Here is a 25,305-nt window from a genome sequence, read left to right as displayed (position 1 = left end):
AGGTTGGGAGTGTGGCAGCCGAGGGAGAGCGGCCGACACGCGGGCGGGCCATGCCCTCGGCGACTTGTTCGGCGTCGCCCTCAAACGCGAGACACCGCGCGGCGCCCGCCGCTTCGACAGCGCCCGAACCTGCCGCCCGGCGCCGTCTTCTGCTGGATCACCCGCTACAAAACCCGCTGCCGTCGCCGCGCAGGGCCCGCACCCTCAATCAGCCCACGAACGCCACAGGTCCCCGCTCAGCGACCGAGCCCCCGGGCAAAGACCGGCCGGGCCCACGGGGGCGGATCAGGAGGCGGCCCAGCAGTCCGGTCCCCCTGGGGCGGCGCATGGGCGGCCGGCCGGGCACCCTGCGCCGCGGCGCGCAACGCCGCCACGAATTCCAGGCAGGAGTCGTAACGGTCCTCGGGAACCTTGGCCAGGGCCCGGTCCACGACCGCGTCCATCGCCGACGGAGTACCCGGCCGCCGCTCGCTCAAGGCGGGCGGCTGATCGTATTGGTGGGCCCACAGCAGTTCCATGCTGTCGTCCCGCTGGAAGGGCGGCCCGCCCGCGAGGGTTTCGTAGACGACGCAGGCGAGGCTGTACAGATCGCACCTGCCGTCCACCGGACGGCCCGCGACCTGCTCCGGTGCCACATAGTCGAGCGTGCCGACGAACTCCCCCACGGACGTGAAGCCGGTCAGCGACAGCGACTTCTTCGTCAGCCCGAAATCCGTGAGATAGACGTGCTCGGGGTGGTCACTGTCCGTACCCCGGCCCATCAGCACATTGCCGGGCTTGACATCCCGGTGCACCAGATCGTGCTCATGGGCCGCGTCGAGGGCGGACGCCACCTGCGCGGCGATGCGCAGTGCGGTGTCGACCGGCAGGGGGCCGTCCCGGTCGAGCAGGGCCCGCAGATCCAGCCCGGGGACATAGCGCATGGCGATGTACAGGACACCGTCCGCCTCACCGGCCTCGAAGATCGGCACGACGTGCGGATGGTCGAGCGCCGCGGCCACCCGCTGCTCGTGCGCGAAACGACGGCGGAAGGTGTCGTTGTGGACCATGTCCGGGGTCAGCAACTTCAGCGCCACCGTACGTTCCAGCCGCAGATCCCGGGCCCGGTACACCACGGCCATTCCGCCGCGACCCAGCTCGCACTCCACCTGGTAGCCCGCGATCTGCGCCCCGATCAGTCCGGCACCCATCGCATGCCCCCATCCGCACATCACCGGCCAACACGCCACCGGCGCCCCACAGGCGCATCACCCAACCGGCAAGTCTCGTGTTCACCCACCTTCACCCACCATTGTCCTGCGCTCCCGCCCGACCGGCCACCAAGTCCCGCTCCACCCGCTCGATCCCTGCTCTTCGTCGCGTTGTCAGTGGCGCACGTTATGAATGAAGTCGTCACTCAGTGTTACGACAACGGGGGAAGCAGTGATGACGACGCACGAGAAGACTCCGACGGATCGGAGTGAGAAGCAGGGCGGAGAGCAGAGCGAGGAGCGGGGCAGGGAGCAGAGCCGAGAGCACCAGCAGCCCACCCGCACCCACCTCTCCGCAGCCGGACTGCGGGCCAGGGGGTGGACTCCCGCGATGATTCGCCAACTCCTGGGCGATCCCGATCTGTTGCGCCCCCACCCGCACTTCCGCCCCGCCCCGCAGACCCGCCTCTACGGCATCGAGCGCGTCGAGGCCGCCGAGCACAGCGAGGAGTTCCGAGGCGCCTCGGCCGCTGCCGCGCGCAGGTCGGCCGCCGCACGGGCGGCAGCTCTGCGCAGGCGGAGGGAGGTGCTGACGCGGATCGCTGCGGAACCCATCGAGGTGCCGCGACTGGCCCCGGACCGGCTCACGGCGCTGGCGGTCGAGCACCGCAGCCGCCGAAACGAGGAGCGGGCGCTGTGGCGCCGGGGACATGTCGCGGTGCCCGCCACCGTCGAGCGGGCCGAGCCCGGCGCGCTCGACCGCTGGAAAGTGGACTATCTGCGACATCGACTGACCCGCTGCGACGAGATCCTCGACGAGTTGTACGGACGCACCGGCCGCGCGGCAGCCGAGGAACTGCTGCGCCGCCGGATCTACGCGGCCATCGCCCAGGCGTATCCGGACCTTGCGCGGGAGTGCGAACGCCGGCTGCGTGAGCGGGGGTACGGGTCGTCGCCGGGATGACCTGTCCGGGTGGGGGGCCGCCGCCGACGGGCCGTCGCACGGCCGCATCCGTTGCACCAAAGGGCCTTTCGGCCGTACGGCGACGGGCTCGGGGAAATTCGGATGCGAGCGGCGGTGCGGGCGCGCATGATCGGCGGATTGACCGTCGCCCCTCGCCACCGCACCGACCTCGCCCCCATATCAGCGTCGTACCGGCATACCGCCGTACCGCTCAGGAGCCCGCATGATCCGCCGCGTCACCTCCCCCGCCCTCTTCCCGCCCCCCACCTACTCCCACGCCTCCGTCGTCGAGGCCGGCACGAAGCTCGCCTTCCTCGCCGGGTCCGTGCCCCTCGACGCCGACGGGAACCTCGTGGGAGAGGGGGACCCGGTACGGCAGGCCGAGCAGGTGATCGCCAACCTGGAGGAGCAACTGCGGGCGGTGGGCAGCGATTTGGCCCACGTTCTGTCGACCGACGTCTATGTGGTGAGCAGTGAGACGGCTGTGTTGTCCGCCGTCTGGGAGGTCGTCGAGACGTCCGGGCTGAGCATCGGCCCTCAGTCGTCGACGCTGCTCGGGGTCGCCTGCCTCGGATACACGGGGCAGTTGGTGGAGATCACGGCCACTGCCGTCGTTCCCGAGGGGCAGGAGGAGGTGGCTCGGCCGTGACCCCCATCGCGCTCCGCCGCGCCCTCGCCACCGACGCCGGTGCCGCCGCCGACGTCTGGCTGCGGTCGTTCGCCGCCGCGCTGCCGACGGTCGTTCGGCCGCACTCGGACGACGAGGTGCGGACGTATTTCCGGGAGGTGGTGGTGCCGTTGCGGGAGACCTGGGTGGCCGAGGCCGCCGACGGCGTCGTCGGCCTCATGGTGCTCGACGGTGACCAGCTCTCCCAGCTCTACCTCGCCCCCGACTGGCGTGGCCGCGGCATCGGCGACCGCTTGGTCGACCTCGCCAAGCGGCGCAGACCAGACGGCCTGACCTTGTGGACCTTCCAGGTCAACAAGCCGGCCCACCGCTTCTACGAGCGACACGGCTTCGTCGCCGTCGAGCACACGGACGGCAGCGGCAACGAGGAGCGCGAGCCGGACGTGCGCTTCGACTGGCGTCCGGTCCACCCTGAACAGACCTGAGCCGGTCCCGGACCCGTGCGGTCGCTCCCGAGGGAGCCCATGCGCGTCCGGTGACCCCCGGGGCAGCCCCGGTCCAGTCCTGTTGAGCGTCTGGTGCCGGATGAGCTGGGGGAGCTGTGGGAGCTGTTCCAGCGGGTGGTGCCAGCGGCTCCTTCGCGGCCTTAGGGCAGTGGGCCCCATCGCCATGATGACCGGCGAGTCTATGCCGGGACCATACCGACAGCTCAAGGACACGGACGGCGCCGCAGCGCGGCCGGCGCGCCGGCCGGAGGTGCCGGCGGGCCGTCCGCGTCCTTTAGGGGTCAGCTCATCCAGGTGCCCGCCCCGCACTCGGAGGCGGTCACCCAGCGGTGAGAGCCGATCGAGTTGTCCATGCTCTCGCCGTTGGTGAACTTGTTGCGGGAGAGGTTGTCGACGAAGAACTCGTTCGGCGACAGGCAGGCGTATTCGCTGTTCATGCCGGCGATCCAGTGGAAGGCCACGACGTCCTTGCCGCCGATGAAGCCGCTGTTCATGACGGACGAGGCGCGGTTGTAGTCCTGCTCCTGGAAGTCGCCTTCGACGTCGCCCCAGCTCCAGTCGTTGCCGACGGACGCCCCGAGCAGCTCGCCCTGGCAGTCGTAGCCGTCCCAGGCGCGGACGTAACCGTCGCGGCCGGGCCACTTGGCGTTGCAGCCGGAGGCCGCCTGGGCGGTCGTGGGGATCGTGAAGCCCAGGGCCGTCAGGCCCAGTGTCACCACGGCGGTGGTCAGCTTCTTGCGCATGATTCTCTCCCGTTTGATGTGCTTGTCATGTACATGCATCATGTACACGCTGCTTCCAGGCCGGTCAGCCGTGGAAGGTCTGTGGTGGTCAGGCCCGGGGCCCGACCAGCTTTGCGGCGCGGGCGAACGCCTCGTGCTGGATACGGCGGCTCGTGTCGAGCGCCTCTCCGTAGCGGTCGCGCAGCCTGTCCACGTAGAACCGCTCCCGCTCGGCGCCGACGGCCTTCAGGGACGTGGCACGCGCGCACGTGGCGTCGTCCGTGGCGAGCTCCCGCTCGGTCTCGAACGCCTCGTCGGGCGACGTCCCCGCCGTCGGCAGCAGGGCAGCGGCACGCCGTGCCGCGGGCGGATCGGCGTAGGAGTGCCCGGCCCGCTTCATGCACTGGGCCCATGCCTTCAGCGCCGCTTTGAACTTCTTGTCACGCAGGACCTGGGGCACGTAGAGCGGCCTGAGATTGGCGGCGACCTTGTCGGCGCGGAACCAGGCCTCCAGATCGCCGTAGAGCCGCCGCTCGGACTCGGCAGCGCATCCCCCGACCTTCTTGCGGATGGTTCCGCCGCCGGGCAGGTCGGCCGAGATCATGGGCGCTTCGAGCCCGCCGTCCAAGGCCTTGTCGTAGGCAGCCCGCCGCTGAGGCGTCAGCGACGCACGATAGGCCAGATTGGGGTTGGCCCGACGGGCCCGGTCCTCCTTGGCCTGAATCCGGCTGCCGTACCCGTGCTTGCGGGCCCAGTCGATGTCGTCCTGCACATAGCCGAGCGTGCGGCTCTCCTCCAGGCTCAGCCGCTCGGCCTCCCGGAACTCGAACCCCTGGCGGGTCATGCAGTCCCGGATCAGCCGCTGCTGGGCGTCCGAGATCCGCAACTGCTCCACGTCGGTCAGAGGCCGTATCCCGGCAGACGCCGCGTCAGGCCGCCGAGGTGTCTCCTCGACCGCACAGCCGGCCGTGACGGCTATCAGCGCGGCCAGGGCACTGCTCACGAACGCGAACGCGAACGCACGCTTCCTCACCGGTCTTTCCCCCGTTGCTCCGGCGCCTGCCGACGGCGCCGCGGACACGCCTGTGCCCGCCCCCCTGACGAAATCGCTCCCGCCCGCAGGCAGCCGGAGCGTCCCGCGAGGCAGTGATCATCGTATGTGACGGCACCGACAGCCGAGCAGTTCCCGTTCACAGGCACAAAGATCGGGCGGATGTCCTACGGGGCGTCCCCTGTGGTCCGCGCACCCGCGGGCCCGGGGTAGGCAGCCCAGGCAGAGAGTCGGGTCCAAGGCCCCGGAAAGGTCGCCGACCTGTGCATCGAACTTGGCCTACTCCACCAGCCGTTGACCCCCACCCGCGGCTTCCTACCGGCCGACGAGTCGTCGCACCCACTCACCAAATCAAATGCCGTCTAAGACGCCCCCCACACCCGCCGCTTCACCAACGGCTTCGCATACCCCCCGACCCGGCTCGTCGTCAGCCCCAACCCCACCAGCGACTCGGCGAGTTTGACGGCCGCCGCCACCCCGTCGACCACCGGAACCCCCAGCTTCTCCCCCACCGCCCGCTGCAACCCGGTCATCCCGGCACACCCCAGCACCAGAACCTCGGCACCCGCGTCCCGCGCCCGTTCGGCTGCCGCCAAGAACGCGGATTCCGTGCGTTCGCCGGACTCCAGCTCCAGCACCCCGAGCCCGGTACCGATCACGGCGACGCAGTTCCGCCCCACCCCGGCCGTCTCCAGGCTGTCCTCGATCTGCCCGCACGACCGTTCCAGCGTGGTCACGACCCCGTACCGCCGCCCCAGCAGACAGGCCAGATGCGCCGCCGCCTCCGTGATGTCGACGACCGGCACATCCACCAGCTCCCGGACGCCCTCCCGCCCGTGCTCCCCGAAACCGGCCATGACCACGGCGTCGTACGCGGGACCCTCGTACGTTCGCAGCGCGTCCATGACCGCCGCCGCCGAGAGGTAGCTGTCGAGCCAGCCCTCCGCCGACTCGGGTCCCCACGTGGGGGTCAGCCCGAGCACGGTGGTGCCCGGGCCTGCGGCGGCCCGGGCACCTCGTACGATCTCCTCGGTCATCTCCTGCGTGGTGTTGCAGTTGGTGACGACGATCCGCACGTTTTCAGACCTCCTGCGTCACGGAACCGGTGGCGGAGTCGGTGCCGGGCGCGGTGTCGGCCGCCGTGGTGCCGGACGCGGCGCGCTCACCGCGGCACAGCACCAGGTACAGCCCCGCCGCCATCGCCGTACCGATGAACCATGAGTACGGCGCCACATCGCTGAACGTCTTCACCAACGCCAGCACCGCCGCGACCCCCGCCGCCGGCAGGAACGCCCACAGCGCCTTGGGGTTGACGCCCTTGCGGTAGTAGTAGCGGGAACCGGGGGTGGCGTCGAACAGTTCGTTCACGTCCACGCGGCCGCGCTTGACCAGGTAGTAGTCGACCATGATCACGCCGAACAGCGGGCCGAGGAAGGCGCCGAGACCGCCGAGGAAGTAGTTGACGACCGTCGGGTTCGAGAAGAGGTTCCACGGCGTGACCACCAGCGCGGCCACCGTGCTGATCATGCCGCCGACCTTGAAGGTGATCTTCTGCGGCCAGACGTTGGCCAGGTCGTACGCCGGTGAGACGAAGTTGGCGACGATGTTGACGCCCATGGTGGCGATGGCGAAGGTCAGCGCCCCGATGACCAGGACCCAGGTGTTGCCGACCTTGGCCACCAGCTCCGCCGGGTCGGTGATGGCCTCGCCGAACACCTCCAGCGAACCGGCCGTGACGATCACCGAGACGACCACGAATGCCGTCGAGTTGATGGGCAGGCCCCAGAAGTTGCCCTTGCGGACCGTCCGGTAGTCGGGCGCGAAGCGCGAGAAGTCGCAGAAGTTGAGCATCAACGTGCCGTACGTGGCGAGGATCAGGCCGATCGCGCCGAACCACTGCCGCCACTGCTCGCCGACGGACACCGGGTGCGGGGTGTCGGTGAGCGAGATCGTCCAGCCCGCCTTGGCGAGGATCCACACCGCCAGCGCGATCATCACCAGCCAGATCGCCGGGCCGCAGAAGTCCTGGAACTTCCGCACCGACTCCATGCCCTGGCTGATGATCAACGCCTGGAGCAGCCACAGGGACAGGAACGACACCCAGCCGAGCGCATCCAGGCCCAGGAAGGAACTGTGCGTCCAGGACTCCAGTCCAGGCCAGGCGGCCAGCAGCATGATGTTGACGGCGACAGAGGCCAGGTAGGTCTGGATGCCGTACCACATGATGGCGATGACGGCCCTGATCAGCGCCGGGATGTTGGCGCCCCAGACGCCGAAGCTGATGCGGCTGACGACCGGGAACGGGACGCCGTGGCGCTGGCCGATCCTGCCCATCCAGTTCATGCCGATGTAGATGATCACGAAGCCGACGAGCAAGGACGTGAACACCTGCCACACGTTCATGCCGAGGACCAGCAGACCGGCCGCGAACGTGTAGTTGCCGAGGTTGTGGACGTCGGACATCCACATGGCGAAGAGGTCGAAGACCTTCCAGTTGCGCTTGCCCGCGGGGGCGAGGTCTTCGTTGGTGAGCCGGGGATCGGGAACGAACGCTGCTGTGCCGGTGGCTTCGGCACGGTCGGCGAGTGACACGGGGCCTCCAGGAAGGGGACGGAGTGGAGGACTGCAGCCGTTTGGTATACCAAACTGCGGTCATGGTCTCCCCGTCAAGCGTTCTGACCGATGTCCTCTTTGTTAACGCTCCGTAAAACACCCCGCGGGTCGGCGAAGATGGCTCCATGAGGAAGATGACCCCATGAGCTCCCCGACGAAGATCGAACCCCTCGGCGCCGTCCGTGAGCGTGTCCTGGCGACCTTGCGGCAGGAGATCATCTCGGGCGGCCTCCGCCCCGGCGACCGACTGGTCGAGCGGGAGCTGGCCGACCGCTTCGGCGTCTCCCGCGTACCGGTCCGCGAGGCGATCCGCGCGCTGGTCGCGGAGGGGTTCGTCCACTTCGAGACGCCACGCCGTACGGTCGTACGACGGCTGACCCCGAACGACGTCAAGGAGCTCTTCGAGCTGCGCGAGGCGCTGGAGGTGTACGCGGCGGGACTCGCCGCATCCCGTGCCACGCCGGAGGACCTGGCCGAGGCCGAGCGGCTCCTCGACCAGGCGGCCACCGCCACCGAGGCGGGGGACGCCGAAACGATCACGGACATCAACAGCCGGCTGCACGACCGCATCGTGGCCATGGCGGGCAACAGCCTGCTGCTCGAAGCCCTGGAACCGGTCGCGGGCCGCCTGCGCTGGATGACCCGACGCAACGAGGAATGGCCACAACTCCTGGTGGAACACCGGGAGTTGTACGAGGCGATCGCCTCCGGCGACCCGGCCCGCGCCCGCGCCCACGCCCTCGCGCACGTCCGGACCAACTACCGGTCGACGGTACGGCAGTTGTTCGGGGAGGACACGGCCGAATAGGTTCTCGGGCGCCTCCTGCGCCCGAGAACCAGAACCCGACTAGGCCCGAGAACCGATACCCAGGACGGCGAACACGGCCTGGGCACGACTGCCGTCCGGCCTGCCCCAGGCACCGGCGACATGGCCGATCGCACCCTGGGGAGGGAGAGCCGGCGCGTCCGGGGCGGCGGGGCGCAGGACCCGGTGGAGGCGAAGGGCCGTGCCGTCCGGGAGGGGGACCTCGGTGCCGTCGCGATCGTCGGTCGCCGTGCGGACGAAGGCGGCGGAAGGGAGCCCGTCACCGGTGTAGGAGCGGCCGACCTCCTGGTCGGGCGTGTCGGTGAGGCTCTGTGCCTGGGCCTGGACCCGCCCCTCGATCAGGGCCAGCAACTGGGCGACCAGCACCGGGTCGTGGCAGCCGTCGTAGACCCAGCGCTGCCCGAGCACACCGTGCTCCATGGTGCCGACGAGGGCGTGCTCCGCGCCGTCGAGGGGTGCGCCGCGATAGGTGAGCGGCACCAGGTAGGCGGCCGGACCGGCTCCGGAGGCATCGGTGACCACCATGAACTCGATTCCCACCTCGCCCTCCGGATCGTCCAGCCGGAAGCCACCGGCCTTGGTCAACTCCGGTTCGCCCGCACCGCCCTCGTACCAGGGGCGGGTGGGCAGCCAGGACGTGAGCAGTTCCAGCTTGGTCGGCTTGAGCGTGGTGTGGTGAATGACAGCCATCCGGGCACCGTAACGTCCGTACGACCGCCCCGCCCCCTCATTTCAGCCCGGCCGCCTCGGCCGCCTCGCTCAACACCTCGGTCAGCATCGCGGGCGTGAGCTTGCCGGTGAAGGTGTTGCGCTGACTGACGTGAAAGCACCCGAAGAGTTCGAGCCGACCGAGGCCGCCATGACCGCCATGACCGCCATGACCATCGAGCCCGCCGTGACCGCCGAGCCCGTCCAGCCCGACCCGCACCCCATGCCCGAACGCAGGCCTCGGCCGCGGCACCCCCCACCCCGCCTCGGCCAGCGCGGGCAGCGTCGCCTGCCAGCCGAAGGCGCCCAGCGCGACGACCGCCCGCAGCGTCGGCCGCAGCAGCCGCAACTCCCGCACCAGCCAGGGCCGACAGGTCTCCCGCTCCCCCGGGGTGGGTTTGTTGGCGGGCGGGGCGCAGTGCACGGGTGCCGTGACGCGGACGCCGTACAGCTCCAGCCCGTCACCGACCGCGACCGACGTGGGCTGCGAGGCGAGACCCACGTCGTACAGCGCCTGATACAACACGTCCCCTGAGCGGTCCCCGGTGAACATCCGGCCGGTGCGGTTGCCCCCATGCGCGGCCGGGGCGAGCCCGACGATCAGCAGTCGGGCGTCCGGCGGACCGAAGCCCGGGACCGGCCGTCCCCAGTACGTCTGGTCGGCGAAGGCGGCGCGCCGGGTACGGGCCACCTCTTCACGCCAGTCGACCAGCCGAGGGCAGGCTCGGCAGCCCGCGATCCGGAGGTCGAGATCAGCGAGGGCGTCCACAGCTCCACCGTACGGCCGCATCGGCTCCGTGGAGGACTTCCGCAAAGGGACTTCCGTACAGGAACTTCCCCACGGGGACTAAGGTCGAGGCATGGCTTCCGAGGATGACGAGGCGACGACCGGCAGCGCGGTCGAGGGACAGCGGCAGGACGCGGGGACGGCCGAGCAGGCCGTCGACCCGATCGACCCGAAGACCGCAGCCGCCGAGGCCGCAGCCGTGGCAGCCGCCGAGGCCGCCGCTCCGCAGCACGGCGAGAGCGTGCGGATCGACAGCTGGATCTGGGCCGTACGCCTGGTCAAGACCCGCTCCATGGGCGCCACCGCCTGCAAGGGCGGCCACGTCCGCGTGAACGGCCAGAACGTGAAGCCCTCCCACTCCCTGCGCATCGGCGACGAGGTGCGCCTGCGCCAGGAGAACCGGGAACGGATCGTCGTGGTCAAGCGGCTCATCCGCAAGCGGGTCGGCGCCCCGGTGGCGGTCCAGTGCTACGTCGACAACTCGCCCCCTCCCCCGCCGCGCGAGGCCGTCGCCCCGGCCGGTATCCGCGACCGCGGCACGGGCCGGCCGACCAAGCGGGACCGCCGCGAGATGGAACGACTGCGCGGGCTCACGGGCGGCGGAGCGGAAGGGCCGCACGGACGGTGACATACGTCGGTGGCGTCCGGCAGGCCGAGAAGGGCCGAGCCGGACGCCAACCGTGCCGTCGGGTCATGCGCGTCGTCGTACCAGCCGCAGCAGATCCGCGTTGGAGCTGCGCCGTGCCCAGGCGATAAGGGCGAACGGCACCATCAGGATGAGCGGTGTCGCGGCGTACTGCCCGTCGAAGACGGCGATCTGGACGACGAACGCGCCCACCATCAGGGCGATGAACGCCATGGCCGCCAGGGACTGCAGCACCGGGATCAACAGGGCGATCGCTCCGGCCAGTTCGAGGGCGCCGATGGTGTACATGCCCACGCTGCCCCAGCCGATCTCGGCGAACGGCTCGACGGCCGAGGAGTGCGCGATCAGCTTGGGCAGGGCGCTCGCGATGCCCATGAAGAGCGCGAGCAGAACCTGCAGGCCACGCAGGGCGATACGGGCCCGGCGGCCGCGGGCGGTCGCGGACTCGGCGACGACGGAGTCGGCGGAGGCGGGTGTGCCGGGGACGGCGGCTTCGGACATCGGGGTCTCCTGTGTGAAGTGGTCCGCGGTGCTGTCACAGAGGTAGACCGGAGCTCGCTGCGGAACTCATCGCCGTACGAACGGAATCACGAACGAATGTCAGCCGGTGCCGCCGAACGGCAACCACCCGTGCCCGACGTACCAGTGACCGCCCGCCCGCAGATGATCCCCGACGGCCCGCTCCACCGCCGTCCTGCGCGGCAGGCCCTCGACCGGCAACTCCGGGTCGCCGAAGACGAATTGGACCGGCTCGGTGTCGGCCTGCTCCGTCTCGGCGCGGGCGATGCGGAAGCGTTCCTGGAACCGGACGATGTTGGAGTCCTCGGGCAGGTACTTCCTGAGCTGCGTGTCCAGCAGCCAGGAGTGGCAGGTCACCACCCGGTAGCACTCCTCGGGAAAGTGCAGCGGGAAGAACTCCCGGGCCAGCGCCAGGGACCGCTCGACGGCGGCCGGCGTCAGCGGCCCGTGGAAGTCGGGGATGTGCAGGTTCAGGCAGGGCGAGCCCGGACCCACATCGAGCCCGGCCGCCGTCCGCTCCCCGAGCCGCGACCGCTCGAACTGCAACCGCCCCAACTGGTACAGCTCGCCCCGGAAGTGATGGATGAGCCACCACGGAGCCTGCACTCCCGCCCGCCCGTACCGCCGCCGGTGCACGGCCATGTTCCGCCCCAGATCGGCGAGGGTGCGCCGGGAGACGTCGGACGGGATGCCGCACTCGCGGTGGTACGCGCGCGTGGCGGGCAGCGCGGCGACGAAGACGTACACCGGGAAGCAACGCTGCAGAGGGCCCGAGGCCCAGTCGAGGTCGGGCAGGTCGACGGGGCCGCCGACCTCGCCCATGCCCCGGACGAGCTCGTCGACGGACCGTTCCAGGAACTGGCGCAGCTCCGGGTCGTCCGTCACCCGTCGGCGCATCCGTACGAGGTCGTTGATGTCCTCGTGGGGTATGCCGAGGTCGAGCAGCACTTCGGCCAGTTCATCGGTGCGCGGCAGCACGAAGCCCCCTGCGAGGAGAACGAGGAGTACGTTTCAAGGAGGAGTGGTGATCCCGATGCGTACGGGCAGTGAGCCTACGACAGCGCGCAGTGCACTGCGGGCCCGCTTCTGGCTGTGCGTGTGGGGCGGGGTCTGGGCGATCTTCGGCACCGTCGCGTTCGCGCTCGTGGGCCGCCCCGGCTGGGCGGTGGCCTGCGGGGTGCTGTGGCTGGTGATCACGATCGACATGGCCATGGTCCTCAGACACATCCGCCAGGGCCCGCACTACCAGCCCGGCCGCGACATACCGCCGTACCGCCCGCCCGAGGACCGCCCGTACCGGCCACCGCCACCACACAACCGCTACCCCTAGCCGCACCGGAGAACCGTCACCCCCGGTCGGTCGCCGTCCGGTCGGTCGCCGTCGCCGCTCACGCGTCGAACCGTGCCGCCTTGAGGTACTGCGGGTTCGGATCGAGCGCGGCGGCCAGCCGGAAGTGTCGCTTGGCCTGGTCGTCCCTTCCCTGGCGCTCATAGGTGCGGGCGAGCGCGAAGTGCGCGAACGCGTTGTCCGGCTCGCGCTCCAGGACGATCGTGAACTCCAGCTCGGCGGGCCGCAGTTGGGCGGCGGCGAAGAAGGCACGCGCGCGCAGCAGCCGGGCGGCGGTGTTCTCCGGGTGCGCGGCGATGACTTGGTCGAGCAGTTTCACCGCACCCCGCGGGTCCCGCGCGCCGAGCAGTTGCTCTGCGGCGCGGAAGTCGATGACATGCGTCTCCGGAGTACGTCCGGTCGATCCGCTGGTCTCGGGCACGGCAAAGTCCTTCCCTCACTGGAGGAGTTCAACGCGCGAACGACGTGCCCCTATTCCTGGGACGACCGGGGCTACCGGCTCTCCTGTGCCCCGTGGGCCCGGCGCACGAGCTCGTCCCACACGTCCTTCACCCGCCGCTGAAGCACGTCCAGCGGTACGTCGTTGTCGATGACGATGTCCGCGATCTCCACCCGCTTCTCGCGTGTCGCCTGCGCGGCCATACGCGCGCGTGCGTCGTCCTCCGTCATGCCGCGCAGCCGGACGAGCCGGTCGAGCTGGGTCTCGGGACTCGCGTCGACGACGACCACGACGTCGTAGAACGGCGCGAGGCCGTTCTCCGTGAGCAGCGGGACGTCGTGGATGACGACGGCGTCCTCGGCGGCGGCCTCTTCGAGCTCGCGGGAGCGGGCGCCGACGAGGGGATGCACGATCGAGTTCAGTACGGCGAGCCGGTCCGGGTCGGCGAAGACGATCGAGCCCAGCTTGGGCCGGTCCAGGCTCCTGTCCTCGGCGAGCACGTCCTCGCCGAAGGCCTCGACGACGGCGGCGAGACCGGGAGTGCCGGGCGCGACGACCTCGCGCGCGATACGGTCCGCGTCGATCAGCACGGCCCCGCACTCGACGAGCAGCCGCGACACCTCGCTCTTGCCGGCACCGATGCCGCCGGTCAGGCCCACCTTCAACATGAGCCGCAGCTTAGGGCCTGCCGCTGACATCAACACCCGGCAGGCCCGGTCGGCCGTCAGTTGTCGCCTTCCCGCTCGGCCAGGAACCGCTCGAACTCGCGCCCGATCTCGTCCGCCGACGGGATGTCCACCGGCTCGGCGAGCATGTTGCCGCGGCTCTCGGCGCCGGCGACGGCGTCGTACTGGTGCTCCAGGCCCTCGACGAGGTTGGTGAGCTCGTCGTCGCCCTCGCGGATCTGGCGGTCGATCTCGTTCTGCGTGCGGTGGGCCTCCGTGCGCAGGGAGTGCGCGATGCCGGGCAGGACGAGCCCGGTGGCCGCGGTGAGCGCCTCCAGGACGGTCAGCGCCGCGTCCGGGTAGGAGGAGCGGGCGATGTAGTGCGGGACATGCGCGGCGATGCCCAGGACGTCGTGCCCGGCCTCCATCAGCCGGTACTCGACCAGAGACTCGGCGCTGCCGGGCACCTGCGCCTCATCGAAGGGGCTGCTGTGGCCCGGGACCAGGTCGGTGCGGTTGCCGTGCGGGGTGAGGCCGACCGGGCGGGTGTGCGGGACGCCCATGGGGATGCCGTGGAAGTTCACCGACAGCCGTACGCCGAGCCGCTCCACGATCTGCCGGACGGCCGCGGCGAAGCGCTCCCACTCCACGTCCGGCTCGGGCCCGGACAGCACCAGGAAGGGCGCCCCGGTGGCGTCCTGCACGAGCCGCACCTCGATGGCGGGGTCCTCGTATTCGCTCCAGCGGTCGCGCTTGAACGTCAGCAGCGGGCGGCGGGCGCGGTAGTCCACCAGCCGGTCGTGGTCGAAGCGGGCGACGACCTGGTGGGGCAGCGAGTCGAGCAGTCCGTCGACGAGTTGGTCGCCGGTCTCGCCCGCGTCGATGTATCCGTCGAAGTGGTAGAGCATGACCAGACCGGCCGACTCCTGGGCCAGCGCCATGTCGACGACGGCCAGCCCCTTCGGCTCCCATGCGTACAAACCCTGCGGATCAAGCACTGTGACCGCTCCTCCTCGTGTCCGTAAGTCACAACGCCCTTACAGCCGTGGGCATTCCCGAAGGAGGGCTCCATGATCACGCGAGATGGACAACGCCCCTTTCTTCAGGGGCGCGGGGAACTGCGCGACAAGCCCCCACCGGCGGCACGCCAAAACGCAACCCGCTCCAGGGCAACACTGAGGGGCCGCACCTCAAAAGGTACGGCCCCTCAGTTACCGGCTAAGCCTCAGCGGCAGCGTTCAGCTCTGGCCGCCAGCCAGCTTCTCGCGCAGAGCGGCAAGCGCCTCGTCCGAGGCCAGCGCGCCGGAGTTGTCCGGGCCCTCGGAGGAGTACGAACCGCCACCGGACGCGGCCGGAGCCGCACCCGCCGCGTCGCCGCCCTCGGCCGCAGCCGCAGCGTCGGCCTCGCGGGACTTGATGACCTGCTGCTGGTGCTGCTCGAAGCGCTGCTGCGCCTCGGCGTACTGGTTCTCCCACACCTCACGCTGGGACTCGAAGCCCTCGAGCCAGTCGTTGGTCTCGGGGTCGAAGCCCTCGGGGTAGATGTAGTTGCCCTGGTCGTCGTACGACGCGGCCATGCCGTACAGCGTCGGGTCGAACTCGACCGTGGCCGGGTCGGCACCGAAGGCCTCGTTGGCCTGCTTCAGGGACAGCGAGATCCGGCGACGCTCGAGGTCGATGTCGATGACCTTGACGAAGATCTCGTCGTTGACCTGGACGACCTGCTCCGGGATCTCCACGTGGCGCTCGGCCAGCTCGGAGATGTGGACCAGACCCTCGATGCCCTCGTCCACGCGGACGAACGCACCGAACGGAACCAGCTTCGTGACCTTGCCGGGCACGACCTGGCCGATCTGGTGGGTGCGGGCGAACTGCTGCCACGGGTCTTCCTGGGTCGCCTTCAGCGACAGGGAGACACGCTCGCGGTCCATGTCGACGTCGAGAACCTCGACGGTGACTTCCTGGCCGACCTCGACAACCTCGGAGGGGTGGTCGATGTGCTTCCAGGAGAGCTCGGAGACGTGGACCAGACCGTCGACGCCACCCAGGTCCACGAAGGCACCGAAGTTGACGATCGAGGAGACGACGCCGGAACGGACCTGACCCTTCTGGAGGGTGGTGAGGAACGTCTGGCGGACCTCGGACTGGGTCTGCTCCAGCCAGGCACGGCGGGACAGGACCACGTTGTTGCGGTTCTTGTCCAGCTCGATGATCTTGGCCTCGAGCTCCTTGCCCACGTAGGGCTGGAGGTCGCGAACGCGGCGCATCTCGACCAGGGAGGCCGGGAGGAAGCCACGGAGGCCGATGTCGAGGATGAGACCACCCTTGACGACCTCGATGACGGTACCGGTGACGATGCCGTCCTCTTCCTTGATCTTCTCGATGGTGCCCCAGGCGCGCTCGTACTGGGCACGCTTCTTCGAGAGGATCAGGCGGCCTTCCTTGTCCTCCTTCTGGAGAACAAGGGCTTCGATCTCGTCACCGACGGCGACGACCTCGTTCGGGTCGACGTCGTGCTTGATCGAGAGCTCGCGGCTCGGGATGACACCTTCGGTCTTGTAACCGATGTCGAGGAGAACCTCGTCCCGGTCAACCTTGACGATGACGCCGTCGACGATGTCGCCATCGTTGAAGTACTTGATCGTCTCGTCGATAGCGGCGAGGAAGGCTTCCTCGTTACCGATGTCGTTGACCGCAACCTGCGGGGTGGTGGCGGTGGTCTCGGTGCTGCTCGTCATGTGGGAAAGGGCTCCGGTACGGACATTGAAGTCGTAGGTACTGCTACGCCGGGAGCCCGTATCGCTCTGAAGAAGCCGGACAGCCAAGGAAGCGCCACACCAGCCAAAAGACCGGTGGCACCTCGAAAACCGAGGGGACATACGACAGATGCGAGCGCAGCCTGCTACGTCTGAGGTGCGCAGGCCCGCAGCGCAACTTGTAGCATACGGGGGCAGCCGGACAGGGTCAATGCGCGAAGCCGCACACCCGGGGCGGATCGCCGCATTCCCGGCACAAGTCCTGTCCCTGGAGGCCACGGAGGCCTTGGGGCGCCCCTCGTGTGACACCGCCGGAGGAGGCCGCGCCATTCAGGTGACGGAAGAGTACGACGAGGGAGCCGATCATCCAAGAGCCCGTATCGCCCGAGATCGCGTCCGCCGATGACTCCTTCGAGCCGGAGGCCACCCGCCGTACGGCCGGTGTCGCGGAGAGTTCCCGCGCCAACCGGGGCTGGTGGGACCGCAACGCGGACGAGTACCAGATCGAGCACGGCACGTTCCTCGGCGACGACCGTTTCGTATGGGGCCCCGAGGGTCTGGACGAGGTGGAGGCCGAGCTGCTCGGCCCGCCGGAGGACCTCAAGGGCAAGCAGGTCCTGGAGATCGGCGCCGGTGCGGCCCAGTGCTCGCGCTGGCTGGCCGCGCAGGGCGCCCACCCGGTCGCCCTGGACATCTCCCACCGCCAGCTCCAGCACGCCCTGCGCATCGGCGGCGCGTTTCCGCTGGTCTGCGCCGACGCGGGCGCCCTCCCCTTCGCCGACGCCTCCTTCGACCTGGCGTGTTCGGCGTACGGCGCGCTGCCGTTCGTCGCCGACCCGGTGCTGGTGCTGCGCGAGGTGCGGCGGGTGCTGCGGCCGGGCGGACGCTTCGTCTTCTCCGTGACCCACCCCATCCGCTGGGCCTTCCCCGACGAGCCTGGCCCGGAGGGGCTGAGCGTCTCCGCCTCCTACTTCGACCGCACGCCGTACGTCGAGCAGGACGACGAGGGCCGGGCGGTCTACGTCGAGCATCACCGGACGCTCGGCGACCGCGTCCGGGACGTCGTGGCGGCGGGCCTGCGGCTGGTGGACCTGGTGGAGCCGGAGTGGCCGGCCTGGAACACCTCGGAGTGGGGCGGTTGGTCGCCGCTGCGCGGGAACCTGATCCCGGGGTCGGCGATCTTCGTGTGCGTACGAGACTGAGTGCGTGATCCGTTACGACGCCCTGGACGCGCTGCCCGTACGCGGCGCCCTGCCCGGCCTGAACGACGCCCTGGAGGGCCACGGCACGGCCGTGCTGGTGGCCCCGCCCGGCACCGGCAAGACGACTCTGGTGCCGCTGGCGCTGGCGGGGCTGCTCGGCGAGGGAACGGCGCGGCGGGTCGTCGTCGCCGAGCCCCGGCGGATCGCGGCCCGGGCCGCGGCGCGGCGGATGGCGTGGCTGCTGGGCGAGAAGGTCGGCGAGAGCGTCGGGTACACCGTGCGCGGGGAACGCGTCGTCGGACGCCGCGCGCGCGTGGAGGTCGTCACGACCGGCGTGCTGCTCCAGCGGTTGCAGCGTGACCAGGAGCTCGCGGGCGTGGACGTCGTGATCCTCGACGAGTGCCACGAGCGGCATCTGGACGCGGACACGGTGGCGGCCTTCCTGTGGGACGTACGGCAGACCCTGCGGCCGGAGCTGCGGCTGCTGGCCGCGTCGGCGACGACGGACGCGCAGGGGTGGGCACGGCTGCTGGGCGACGCTCCGGTGGTCGCGGCGGAGGGCGCCTCGCACCCCGTGGAGGTGGTGTGGGCGCCGCCCACACGCCCCGTACGGCCGCCGCACGGCATGCGGGTCGACCCGGCGCTGCTGACGCACGTGGCGTCGACGGTACGGCGGGCACTGGCCGAGCGGGCGGGGGACGTGCTGTGTTTCCTGCCGGGGGTCGGCGAGATCGCACGGGTGGCCGGGCAGTTGGGGGACCTGGGCGACGTCGACGTGCTCCAGGTGCACGGGCGGGCGCCGGCGGCCGTGCAGGACTCGGTGCTGGCGGGTGCGGAGCGGCGCCGGGTGGTGCTGGCGACGTCCGTGGCCGAGTCGTCGCTGACGGTTCCCGGAGTGCGGGTCGTCGTCGACTCCGGGCTGGCCCGGGAGCCTCGCGTCGACCACGCGCGCGGGCTGAGCGCACTGACGACGGTGCGGGCCTCGCAGGCGGCCGGGCGGCAGCGGGCGGGGCGGGCCGGGCGTGAGGCGCCGGGCGCCGTGTACCGCTGCTGGGCGGAGGCAGAGGACGCACGCCTGCCGCGTTTCCCGTCGCCGGAGATCAAGGTGGCCGACCTGACGGCGTTCGCGCTGCAGGCGGCCTGCTGGGGCGATCCGGAGGCAACCGGGCTGGCACTGCTGGATCCGCCGCCGAGTGGGGCGATGGCGGCGGCGAGGAGCGTGCTGACGGCCATCGGGGCGGTGGACGCCGACGGGCGGGCCACGACGCGGGGCACCGCGCTGGCCCGGCTGGGGTTGCATCCCCGGTTGGGGCGGGCGCTGCTGGACACCTCCGGTGCGGGTGCCGAGGCGGTCGCGCTGCTGAGTGAGGAGGCCCCGAGGGAGTACGGGGACGACCTGGCCGCCGCTCTGCGGGCGGCTCGGCGCGGCGGTGACGCCTATGCGGGGCGGTGGCGTGCGGAGGTGCGACGGCTGCGGGCGAGCGGCGAGAAGGCGCCGGCCGGCGGCGCGGACGACCGCACGGTGGGCCTCGTCGCCGCCCTCGCCTTCCCCGAGCGCGTCGCCAAGGCCGACGGCGGTTCCTACCTCATGGCCTCCGGCACCCGCGCGGAACTCGGTGACGGCAGCCCCCTGCGCGGTGCCCCGTGGATCGCCGTGGCCGTCGCGGACCGCCCCGTCGGCAAGGGACACGCGCGCGTGCAGCTCGCCGCCGTGGTGGACGAGGACACGGCCCGGTCGGCGGCGGCCTCGCTGCACTCCGAGCGCCAGGAGGTGCACTGGGCCGACGGGGACGTCGTCGCCCGGCGGGTCGAACGGCTCGGGGCCATCGAGCTCGCGGTGCGGCCGTTGACGGACGCCGACCCGGAACTCGTACGCAACGCGCTCCTGGAAGGGCTACGGCAGGAAGGGTTCGGCCTGTTGCGCTGGTCCCCCGACGCCGGCGTACTGCGGCAGCGGCTCGCCTTTCTGCGGCTGCACCTCGGCGAGCCCTGGCCCGACGTTTCCGACGACGCGCTCCACGCGCGCGTGGACGAGTGGCTGGAGCCCGAGCTGAGCCGAGCCCGGCGGCGGGCCGACCTGGCACGGATCGATGCCGGGGAGGCGCTCGCCCGGCTGCTGCCGTGGGCTTCGGGGGACGCCGGGCGGCTGGACGAGCTGGCCCCGGAGCGGATCGCCGTACCGAGTGGGTCCAGAATCCGGATCGACTACGGCAACCCCGAGCAGCCCGTTCTCGCCGTGAAGTTGCAGGAGATGTTCGGGCTGGACCGGTCCCCTTCGCTGGCCGGTGTGCCCCTTCTCGTCCATCTGCTCTCCCCCGCCGGACGCCCCGCCGCCGTCACCGCCGACCTCGCCTCTTTCTGGAGGGACGGCTACCGCGCAGTGCGTGCGGAGCTGCGCGGCCGCTATCCGAAACATCCGTGGCCGGAGGATCCGGCGGCGGCGGAGCCGACTCGGCACACGACGGCGCGGCTGCGTCGGGACTGAATCCCGGGAAGCGGAGTGTGTAGAGGCCGGTCGTGGTCAGGACGGCGACGCGCAGGTCCGGGAGCGGGATCACGCTCTGGATCCTGGCTCCCATGGGGACGCGTACGACCTCGCTGCCACCGTCGATGTCCACAATCCGGAGGGTGTCGCGGTAGTCGACGGTGACGGCCACTCGCCGGTCGCCCATGTGGTGCAGGTACAGGGACGAGTGGGTGTCCTTCTCCCCGGACGACCAGACTTCAGCGCCGGAGAGGACGTCGTAGATCTTGATGCCGCGACCGAGGCTCACGAATCCGACGACGGGTTTCCCGTCCCACTCGTCGAGCGCGATGGCACCCGGCTGGCGGTGATGGTCGAGGGAGACGTTGATGCGCTCGTCTTCGCCCTCCGGCAGGCGGCAGACCGTACGCCCCTCGGGCAGTTCGATCACCCTGAAACCATGGTCGTGAGCGTAGAAGGCGACGTAGAGGCGGTCGGCGACCACGCGGCAGGCCACGGCCCATGGCTCGGCCGACAGCGACACCTCGCACAGACGTTGTCCGGCCTCGGACCACACAGCGACCCGGTCGCCGAAGACGCCGAGTACGGCAGCGCAGCCCTGCCAGATCACCGGCTGAAGCCATCGAAGATCGCCTGGTGGCACGCCCCGGAGCACCAGGTGTCGTCGGGGCCGGCCGAGCACCCGGAGCGGGCGCAGACCGGGATAGCCCTCGTGGGTGCCGGCGACCAGCAAGGGCTGGCCGGGCGCACCCCAGGCCGTGCGACAGCGTCTCTTGCCCTCACGGGCCACGAGGCGTCCGGTCGCCGTGTCCAGGCAGCGCAGACCTGCGCCGTCGGAGAGGGCCAGCACCTCCTGCCCGGCCACCCGCCCCTGGCTCAGCCGAGTGCCGAAAAGGACGGAGAACCGGTGGGGTTCAGCGTCCGCGGCCCGGGTGCCGCCGAGCGGGACGGTCCACAACGACACGCCCGATTCCAGGAACTCGCCCGTGGCCAGCAGGACCTCGTCGGGCGCGGTGACCACGGCCGCCATCCGGGGCATGCCGGGCAGGTCGGCATGCAGGAGAGTCCTGCGGCGCCCAGTGGCGTCGACCGCCTCGACACCGTTCATGTGAACGGTCATGCGGATCAGGCCGTTCCCCGTCGGCAGCAGGAAGTCACCGCCGTCCATCGCACCTTGGCCTCCTGACACGCAGATCCATTCCTCGATCCCGGCGCCGTGGTCCGTGACCGTGTCCGTGCGTGTCCGATCGGACGCCAGTCGCAGGTCCGAGGTGGCGACGACCACGTCGCTCTCGTGGAGGAGGACGTCCCGCAGGGTGCGCCCGCGCAGCCGCCGACTCGTACCGTCCAGTGTTCGCCAGGCGTCGCGGGGTGCCACCGTCCAGCGATGCACCCTCACAACGTCGTCGGCCCCGAACCCGCCGTGCACTGCGGCGACGGTGATCGTGTCGTCGTGGGCTCCCATGACGAGACGGGAGTCCAGAGTCAGCCCGGGTCCCCGACGACGGGGCGTCAAATGGCACAGTTGGTGCCCGGTCCGCATATCGAAGAGGCGGACGTGGCCGTCGTGGTCGACCGCTCCGGCGACCAGAGTGTCGTCGTACGCCACGAGGGCGACGCCCTTGGCATTCACTCCGACCTTGGTGCCCCAGGGTCGGCGCCGGGCGACGTCCCAGACCTGGAGGCGGTTCAGCGGGCCGCCCGAGACCTTGAGGAGAGCCCAGCCGCCGGGGCAGGTCGACACTTCCTCGATGTACGGCGACGACCACCACTTCTGGTCTGCCAGTTCCGGGAGTTCGCCGAGCGGCTCGCATGTCTCGGTATCCCAGCAGGTGATGCGTCGTTCCTCGCCCAGCAGGAGGACCCACCGTCCGTCGCACTCGACCAGGGCCTGCGGCGCGGCTCCCGACGGAAACCGCCCCAGTGAGCGGTACGGGTATGGCGGGCTCGGCACGTGCGCCCACTCCGCCGTCCACGGCTGGTCCGGGACCCGTACCGACGTCGCGTCCGCCAGCTGGCGGTCCCCCATCTCCAGGGCCGTCAGCCGCAGCAGCGCGGCCCTGGCGCCGACGTCGGTATCCGCCGCGAGGTGCGGGGCGATGCGGTCGTAGCTGTCGCGGACGGCACGGGCCCGCGGCTGCCGCAGGCCGGGCAGCGTGCGGCGCAGCGCGGTTGGCTCGGCGGCGGCGAGGAACAGCGGGTCCGTCACCAGGTCGTCGAGTATGCCGCCGGCCGCGGCGTGGGTCGACAGGTGCTCACGCAGGTAGGGGTCGGCGGCCGCCCAGTCGGGGCCGGATCCGTCGGGTCTCGGCGCGACGAGGCCGGTCAGGGCTCGGGCGACGCTTCGCAGCAGGTCTGCGGTGAGGTCGTCGCGCAGTTCGTCGGCGAACGTCTCGTGGTAGAGGCGGTAGACGGAGCGGCCGTGCACGTCCACGTCCTCCACGATGTGGGAGCCGCCCATGCGCAGGATCCAGTCCAGGTCGCGCGGGCCCACCGGGTCGCCGGTGAGCGCGGTGGCGATGGCGCACCAAGCGGCACCGGCGGGCAGCCCGGTGCCCTCGGCGAGGGCAAGCGCCGTGAGCAGGCGGCGCCCGCGCAGCTCCTGGTCCTCGAACTGCTGCCGCAGCGCCCAGCGGAAGGCCGGTCCCGCGGGCCGGGATGCCTCGGTGATGAGTTCGGGCAGCTGGTCCTGCCAGCCGGGGGCGGTGGTGTCGAGGGTGCGGGGTCGTTGGGCGACCGGCCGGGCGGCGAGCCGGGCCACCAGGTAGTTACCGGAGGCGCGGGCTTCGATCGCTCGGGCCACCGGGTCCGCCGTCTGCTGCCGGTAGGGGCTGGTGCTGCCGGGTCCGTCCGGGGCAAGCAGGAGTTGGGCAGCGAATGCGCGGATGTCGCCGGGCTGCATCCACTGGGGGTCATCCAGGTCAAGCCGGTGGAAGCCGGAGCCGAGGGCGGGGACGGCGCGGGGGCGTGTGCCGATCAGGAGGTGGACGCAAGGGAGTTCGGAGAGGGGCCGCAGGAGCTGTGCGGCGATGCGTTCCGGCTCGGCGTCGGTGATGCTGGCCGTGCCCGCCTCGTCGAGCGCGTCGACGACGATGTGCAGCGGGGTCCGGCGTGCGGAGAGGGCTTCCACGAGCCGGTCCGGGTGCTGTGTCGCCGGGTGCCCCGGGGCGAAACCGGCGGCGTCCGCCATGCCTGAGGTGATCTCCTCCAGGGACTTGTGCCGGGCGTGGATGGCGGTGAGCGGGGCTCCGTCGGCGCGGGCGTCGAGGACGAGGCGGCCGAGCAGCGCGGACTTGCCGACACCGCCACTGCCGGTCACCACCACGGACCGGCGGCCGTCGGCGTCGGTGACGGTCAGCCAGGCGGCGAGTTCGGAGCATGCCTTGACTCGGCCGACGAAGTAGGAGCCCTTGCCTCCGAGCGCGTCCGCGCCGCGGCCCCGAGGGTCGAAGTGGCTCAGGAGTTCGCTGCGGCGGCGGCGCCCTTCACGGCTGTTCCAGGTGCGCTGTTCGTCGAGGTCGATACCGGCGGGAGTGTCGGGGGCGTAGCGCGGGTTGGGGAAGAAGGGGAACCCCTCGCCACTGGGCAGCGTGCCCCAGGCGGCATGCTGGAAGGGGCCGTCGGCGGCGAGGACGTCATTGACGCGGTCAACGACCTCTTCGAGGTACAGCTTGCGCTGGCGATGGCCGCCGAGGGTGAGGTCGTCCACGGCCGCCCGCAGCGCCCGGGCGAACGCGCCGTCCTCGGCGGCCTCCCCGGAGCGTGCCGCGGCGATGACGGAGAAGGCGGTCAGACGGCCCTCGTCGGCGGCGCGGGTGACGGTGAGCGCGGCCCCGAGTTCCTCGGCCACGGTGCGGGCCGCGTCCACGCCGCCCTGTCCGGCGTAGCAGGTGTCGACTATGAGCAGGAGCCGTTCGACGCCGCTCTCGGTGACGATGCGGACGAGATCCTCCGTGGCGAGGGCGGTGCCACCGAGCCGAGAGGGGTCGCTGTCACGGCACAACACGTAGTGCCGGCTGTGGTCGCGGTCGCCGTGGCCGGTGTAGTAGAGAACCAGCGCGTCGTCCGTGCGCGCCTCGGCTGCGGCCCAGTCGGACAGTCCCCGGCGGAAGGACTCGGTTCCGGAGTCATGGAGGCGGTGATCCTCGGTGTACCCGAGTTGCTGGAAGACCTCGGAGACGGTGTCGAGGTCGCCGGACACGCCGGGCAAGTGGTCCTGGAGGTCGTAGCAGGAGGTGCCGCCGACCACCACGAGTCGGCGGACCACCGTCGGCTCTCCGGCCGCATACGTCGATCGGGGATCGCCGCCGGCCCCGCGTGGCGGCGCGGTCTGGTCACGGACACTCATCGGCGGCTGTCCGGCAGTGCGAGTCCGGCGGTGATCGCGGCTCCCGTCTCGACCGCGGTGAGGTGGTGTTCGAGGGCATGGCACTGCCAGCCGTTGTCGACGAGGACGTCGTTGATCCGCCGGTCGCCGTCATCGAAGAGGGGCCCAAGGCTCTTGGCGAGCGCGACGACGTCACGTCGGTCGCAGAGGTTGGTCCAGTGGTCGACGTCAGTCGGCCACTGACCGCGTCCCCGCACGGGTGGTGGGATCAGCCGGTCGAATACGAGGTGCGGGATGCCGAGCGGTGAGCCGATCGTGACCAGCGTCGGCACCGGACTGCCGGAGTGCGCGGCAAGTGCCTCGTAGGCGATGACGGAGCCGAGTGAATGGCCCACCAGGACTCTGGTGTCGGGGCGGATGGCCGCGGCGACGGTCTCCTGGATCCGGGCCCGCAGGTCCGGTTCGGTGAGGTAGCGGCGCACCTGCCGCAGGACCCCCAGCAGAAAGCGGTCCCCGGCCCTGGCGAGGAACCGGCTGCGGGTCAGCGCGTGCAGCGCGCGCTGCAGGGTGTACGGAGTGGGTGCCTTGGTCAGGCGGGCGGCTGTTGGCGGCGGGACACGCTCCGGTTCGAGCCGTGCCGCCTCGGTCCACCAGGCGAGCAGCAGTTCGCGTTCGTAGGCGTCGAGTGGTTCGCGTGAGCCCGGTAACGACTCGCCCTTGGTGGTCCGACCCGCGGGCGGCCGGAACAGGTGACCGTAGAAGGCGGTCTCGACGTCGTCGTCGACGAGGGCCGGTCCGTCGGCGAGGCGGACGCCGTCCCGCAGGGCCGGCGCGACGGCGGTGTGCAGGGCGTGGGGCCCGAGGTACTGCTTGCCGATGCCGTGCACGATAACGATGGCGGCCATGCCCCTCCCCGAGCAGTT

Annotated in this window: 22 protein-coding genes and 1 pseudogene; 8 read left to right on the top strand and 15 right to left on the bottom strand. The window is 71.0% G+C overall.

Annotated features, from left to right (window positions below):
• Positions 1-236 precede the first annotated feature (236 nt).
• Entirely contained in the window at positions 237-1,190 is a 954-nt protein-coding gene (locus BLU79_RS19750) for a serine/threonine-protein kinase (RefSeq protein ID WP_256333386.1), read from the bottom strand.
• A gap of 235 nt (positions 1,191-1,425) precedes the next feature.
• Here BLU79_RS19750 and BLU79_RS19745 point away from each other — a divergent pair, with 235 nt between their 5' ends.
• From BLU79_RS19745 to BLU79_RS19735, 3 genes are all read left to right on the top strand, one after another.
• Positions 1,426-2,154 carry a hypothetical protein gene (locus BLU79_RS19745; protein WP_256333385.1) on the top strand — a complete coding sequence of 243 codons (729 nt, stop codon included), beginning with the start codon at positions 1,426-1,428 and terminating at the stop codon, positions 2,152-2,154.
• Between the two features lie 223 nt (positions 2,155-2,377).
• Positions 2,378-2,803 (top strand): RidA family protein, encoded by a 426-nt coding sequence (locus tag BLU79_RS19740; protein WP_093907136.1) that lies wholly within the window; start codon positions 2,378-2,380, stop codon positions 2,801-2,803.
• Complete coding sequence (locus BLU79_RS19735; RefSeq protein ID WP_177001090.1) at positions 2,800-3,267, top strand: GNAT family N-acetyltransferase; 468 nt, start codon at positions 2,800-2,802, stop codon at positions 3,265-3,267. Before BLU79_RS19740 ends, BLU79_RS19735 begins: the two co-directional genes overlap by 4 nt.
• 302 nt (positions 3,268-3,569) lie before the next feature.
• On the opposite strand, the gene BLU79_RS19730 is transcribed toward BLU79_RS19735, so the two are convergent.
• From BLU79_RS19730 to BLU79_RS19715, 4 genes are all read right to left on the bottom strand, one after another.
• Positions 3,570-4,031 (bottom strand): hypothetical protein, encoded by a 462-nt coding sequence (locus BLU79_RS19730; protein ID WP_093907390.1) that lies wholly within the window; start codon positions 4,029-4,031, stop codon positions 3,570-3,572.
• Positions 4,032-4,119: 88 nt separating this feature from the next.
• A complete protein-coding gene (locus BLU79_RS19725) occupies positions 4,120-5,043 on the bottom strand; it encodes a hypothetical protein (RefSeq protein ID WP_093907134.1) in 924 nt (307 codons plus the stop codon).
• 380 nt (positions 5,044-5,423) lie between these two features.
• Positions 5,424-6,137: an aspartate/glutamate racemase family protein gene (locus BLU79_RS19720; RefSeq protein WP_093907133.1), complete on the bottom strand. Its 714-nt coding sequence runs from the start codon at positions 6,135-6,137 to the stop codon at positions 5,424-5,426.
• A gap of 4 nt (positions 6,138-6,141) precedes the next feature.
• Positions 6,142-7,653, bottom strand: coding sequence for an NCS1 family nucleobase:cation symporter-1 (locus BLU79_RS19715; protein ID WP_256333384.1), 1,512 nt, complete (start codon positions 7,651-7,653; stop codon positions 6,142-6,144).
• Between the two features lie 163 nt (positions 7,654-7,816).
• Between BLU79_RS19715 and BLU79_RS19710 the strand changes: the two genes are divergently transcribed.
• Complete coding sequence (locus BLU79_RS19710) at positions 7,817-8,482, top strand: GntR family transcriptional regulator (RefSeq protein ID WP_093907132.1); 666 nt, start codon at positions 7,817-7,819, stop codon at positions 8,480-8,482.
• 39 nt (positions 8,483-8,521) lie between these two features.
• Here BLU79_RS19710 and BLU79_RS19705 read toward each other — a convergent pair whose 3' ends face one another.
• On the bottom strand, positions 8,522-9,190 hold the full coding sequence (locus BLU79_RS19705; protein ID WP_093907131.1) for a maltokinase N-terminal cap-like domain-containing protein: 669 nt from the start codon (positions 9,188-9,190) through the stop codon (positions 8,522-8,524).
• A 37-nt stretch (positions 9,191-9,227) separates the two neighbouring features.
• The gene (locus tag BLU79_RS19700) at positions 9,228-9,998 is read right to left on the bottom strand and encodes a uracil-DNA glycosylase (RefSeq protein WP_093907389.1); all 771 of its coding nucleotides are present in this window, start codon (positions 9,996-9,998) and stop codon (positions 9,228-9,230) included.
• Between the two features lie 70 nt (positions 9,999-10,068).
• On the opposite strand from BLU79_RS19700, the gene BLU79_RS19695 reads away from it, so the two are divergent.
• Positions 10,069-10,623 carry an RNA-binding S4 domain-containing protein gene (locus BLU79_RS19695; protein ID WP_093907130.1) on the top strand — a complete coding sequence of 185 codons (555 nt, stop codon included), beginning with the start codon at positions 10,069-10,071 and terminating at the stop codon, positions 10,621-10,623.
• 63 nt (positions 10,624-10,686) lie between these two features.
• On the opposite strand, the gene BLU79_RS19690 is transcribed toward BLU79_RS19695, so the two are convergent.
• Entirely contained in the window at positions 10,687-11,142 is a 456-nt protein-coding gene (locus BLU79_RS19690; protein WP_093907129.1) for a DoxX family protein, read from the bottom strand.
• Positions 11,143-11,241: 99 nt separating this feature from the next.
• The gene (locus BLU79_RS19685) at positions 11,242-12,138 is read right to left on the bottom strand and encodes an acyltransferase domain-containing protein (protein ID WP_093907128.1); all 897 of its coding nucleotides are present in this window, start codon (positions 12,136-12,138) and stop codon (positions 11,242-11,244) included.
• Positions 12,139-12,193: 55 nt separating this feature from the next.
• Here BLU79_RS19685 and BLU79_RS19680 point away from each other — a divergent pair, with 55 nt between their 5' ends.
• The gene (locus BLU79_RS19680) at positions 12,194-12,490 is read left to right on the top strand and encodes a DUF6343 family protein (protein WP_177001089.1); all 297 of its coding nucleotides are present in this window, start codon (positions 12,194-12,196) and stop codon (positions 12,488-12,490) included.
• A 58-nt stretch (positions 12,491-12,548) separates the two neighbouring features.
• On the opposite strand, the gene BLU79_RS19675 is transcribed toward BLU79_RS19680, so the two are convergent.
• The 4 genes from BLU79_RS19675 to rpsA all read right to left on the bottom strand — a co-directional run bounded on the left by BLU79_RS19675 (position 12,549) and on the right by rpsA (position 16,350).
• Positions 12,549-12,929, bottom strand: a complete 381-nt coding sequence (locus tag BLU79_RS19675) for a tetratricopeptide repeat protein (protein WP_093907126.1) — start codon at positions 12,927-12,929, stop codon at positions 12,549-12,551.
• A 71-nt stretch (positions 12,930-13,000) separates the two neighbouring features.
• Complete coding sequence (coaE, locus tag BLU79_RS19670; protein WP_093907125.1) at positions 13,001-13,615, bottom strand: dephospho-CoA kinase; 615 nt, start codon at positions 13,613-13,615, stop codon at positions 13,001-13,003.
• A 56-nt stretch (positions 13,616-13,671) separates the two neighbouring features.
• A complete protein-coding gene (locus BLU79_RS19665; RefSeq protein ID WP_093907124.1) occupies positions 13,672-14,610 on the bottom strand; it encodes a PAC2 family protein in 939 nt (312 codons plus the stop codon).
• A 240-nt stretch (positions 14,611-14,850) separates the two neighbouring features.
• A complete protein-coding gene (rpsA, locus tag BLU79_RS19660) occupies positions 14,851-16,350 on the bottom strand; it encodes a 30S ribosomal protein S1 (RefSeq protein WP_093907123.1) in 1,500 nt (499 codons plus the stop codon).
• Positions 16,351-16,730: 380 nt separating this feature from the next.
• Here rpsA and BLU79_RS19655 point away from each other — a divergent pair, with 380 nt between their 5' ends.
• Both BLU79_RS19655 and hrpB read left to right on the top strand, forming a co-directional pair.
• On the top strand, positions 16,731-17,570 hold the full coding sequence (locus tag BLU79_RS19655; protein WP_177001105.1) for a class I SAM-dependent methyltransferase: 840 nt from the start codon (positions 16,731-16,733) through the stop codon (positions 17,568-17,570).
• Between the two features lie 4 nt (positions 17,571-17,574).
• Entirely contained in the window at positions 17,575-20,055 is a 2,481-nt protein-coding gene (gene hrpB, locus BLU79_RS49125; RefSeq protein ID WP_093907121.1) for an ATP-dependent helicase HrpB, read from the top strand.
• Positions 20,056-22,990: 2,935 nt separating this feature from the next.
• Here hrpB and BLU79_RS49120 read toward each other — a convergent pair.
• Together BLU79_RS49120 and BLU79_RS19640 are read right to left on the bottom strand one after the other, a co-directional pair.
• A pseudogene (locus tag BLU79_RS49120) lies at positions 22,991-24,403 on the bottom strand (caspase family protein); the annotation flags it as partial.
• Positions 24,400-25,287 carry an alpha/beta hydrolase family protein gene (locus BLU79_RS19640; protein WP_177001088.1) on the bottom strand — a complete coding sequence of 296 codons (888 nt, stop codon included), beginning with the start codon at positions 25,285-25,287 and terminating at the stop codon, positions 24,400-24,402. The gene BLU79_RS19640 and the pseudogene BLU79_RS49120, both read right to left, overlap by 4 nt.
• Between the last annotated feature and the right edge of the window lie 18 nt (positions 25,288-25,305).

The organism is Streptomyces sp. cf386 (genome assembly GCF_900103585.1).
GTDB lineage: Bacteria > Actinomycetota > Actinomycetes > Streptomycetales > Streptomycetaceae > Streptomyces.
Note: the sequence above shows the minus strand (reverse complement) of the source record. Positions and strands in the feature narration are given on the sequence as shown.

Bases quoted from the DNA above. Each gene is read 5' to 3' on its own strand.
- BLU79_RS19740 (WP_093907136.1), top strand. From the start codon at position 2,378: ATGATCCGCCGCGTCACCTCCCCCGCCCTCTTCCCGCCCCCCACCTAC.
- BLU79_RS19695 (WP_093907130.1), top strand. From the start codon at position 10,069: ATGGCTTCCGAGGATGACGAGGCGACGACCGGCAGCGCGGTCGAGGGA.
- BLU79_RS19750 (WP_256333386.1), bottom strand. From the start codon at position 1,190: ATGGGTGCCGGACTGATCGGGGCGCAGATCGCGGGCTACCAGGTGGAG.
- BLU79_RS19705 (WP_093907131.1), bottom strand. From the start codon at position 9,190: ATGGCTGTCATTCACCACACCACGCTCAAGCCGACCAAGCTGGAACTG.
- BLU79_RS19700 (WP_093907389.1), bottom strand. From the start codon at position 9,998: ATGCGGCCGTACGGTGGAGCTGTGGACGCCCTCGCTGATCTCGACCTC.
- BLU79_RS19690 (WP_093907129.1), bottom strand. From the start codon at position 11,142: ATGTCCGAAGCCGCCGTCCCCGGCACACCCGCCTCCGCCGACTCCGTC.
- BLU79_RS19680 (WP_177001089.1), top strand. From the start codon at position 12,194: ATGCGTACGGGCAGTGAGCCTACGACAGCGCGCAGTGCACTGCGGGCC.
- BLU79_RS19640 (WP_177001088.1), bottom strand. From the start codon at position 25,287: ATGGCCGCCATCGTTATCGTGCACGGCATCGGCAAGCAGTACCTCGGG.
- coaE (WP_093907125.1), bottom strand. From the start codon at position 13,615: ATGTTGAAGGTGGGCCTGACCGGCGGCATCGGTGCCGGCAAGAGCGAG.
- BLU79_RS19710 (WP_093907132.1), top strand. From the start codon at position 7,817: ATGAGCTCCCCGACGAAGATCGAACCCCTCGGCGCCGTCCGTGAGCGT.
- BLU79_RS19745 (WP_256333385.1), top strand. From the start codon at position 1,426: ATGACGACGCACGAGAAGACTCCGACGGATCGGAGTGAGAAGCAGGGC.
- BLU79_RS19730 (WP_093907390.1), bottom strand. From the start codon at position 4,031: ATGCGCAAGAAGCTGACCACCGCCGTGGTGACACTGGGCCTGACGGCC.
- rpsA (WP_093907123.1), bottom strand. From the start codon at position 16,350: ATGACGAGCAGCACCGAGACCACCGCCACCACCCCGCAGGTTGCGGTC.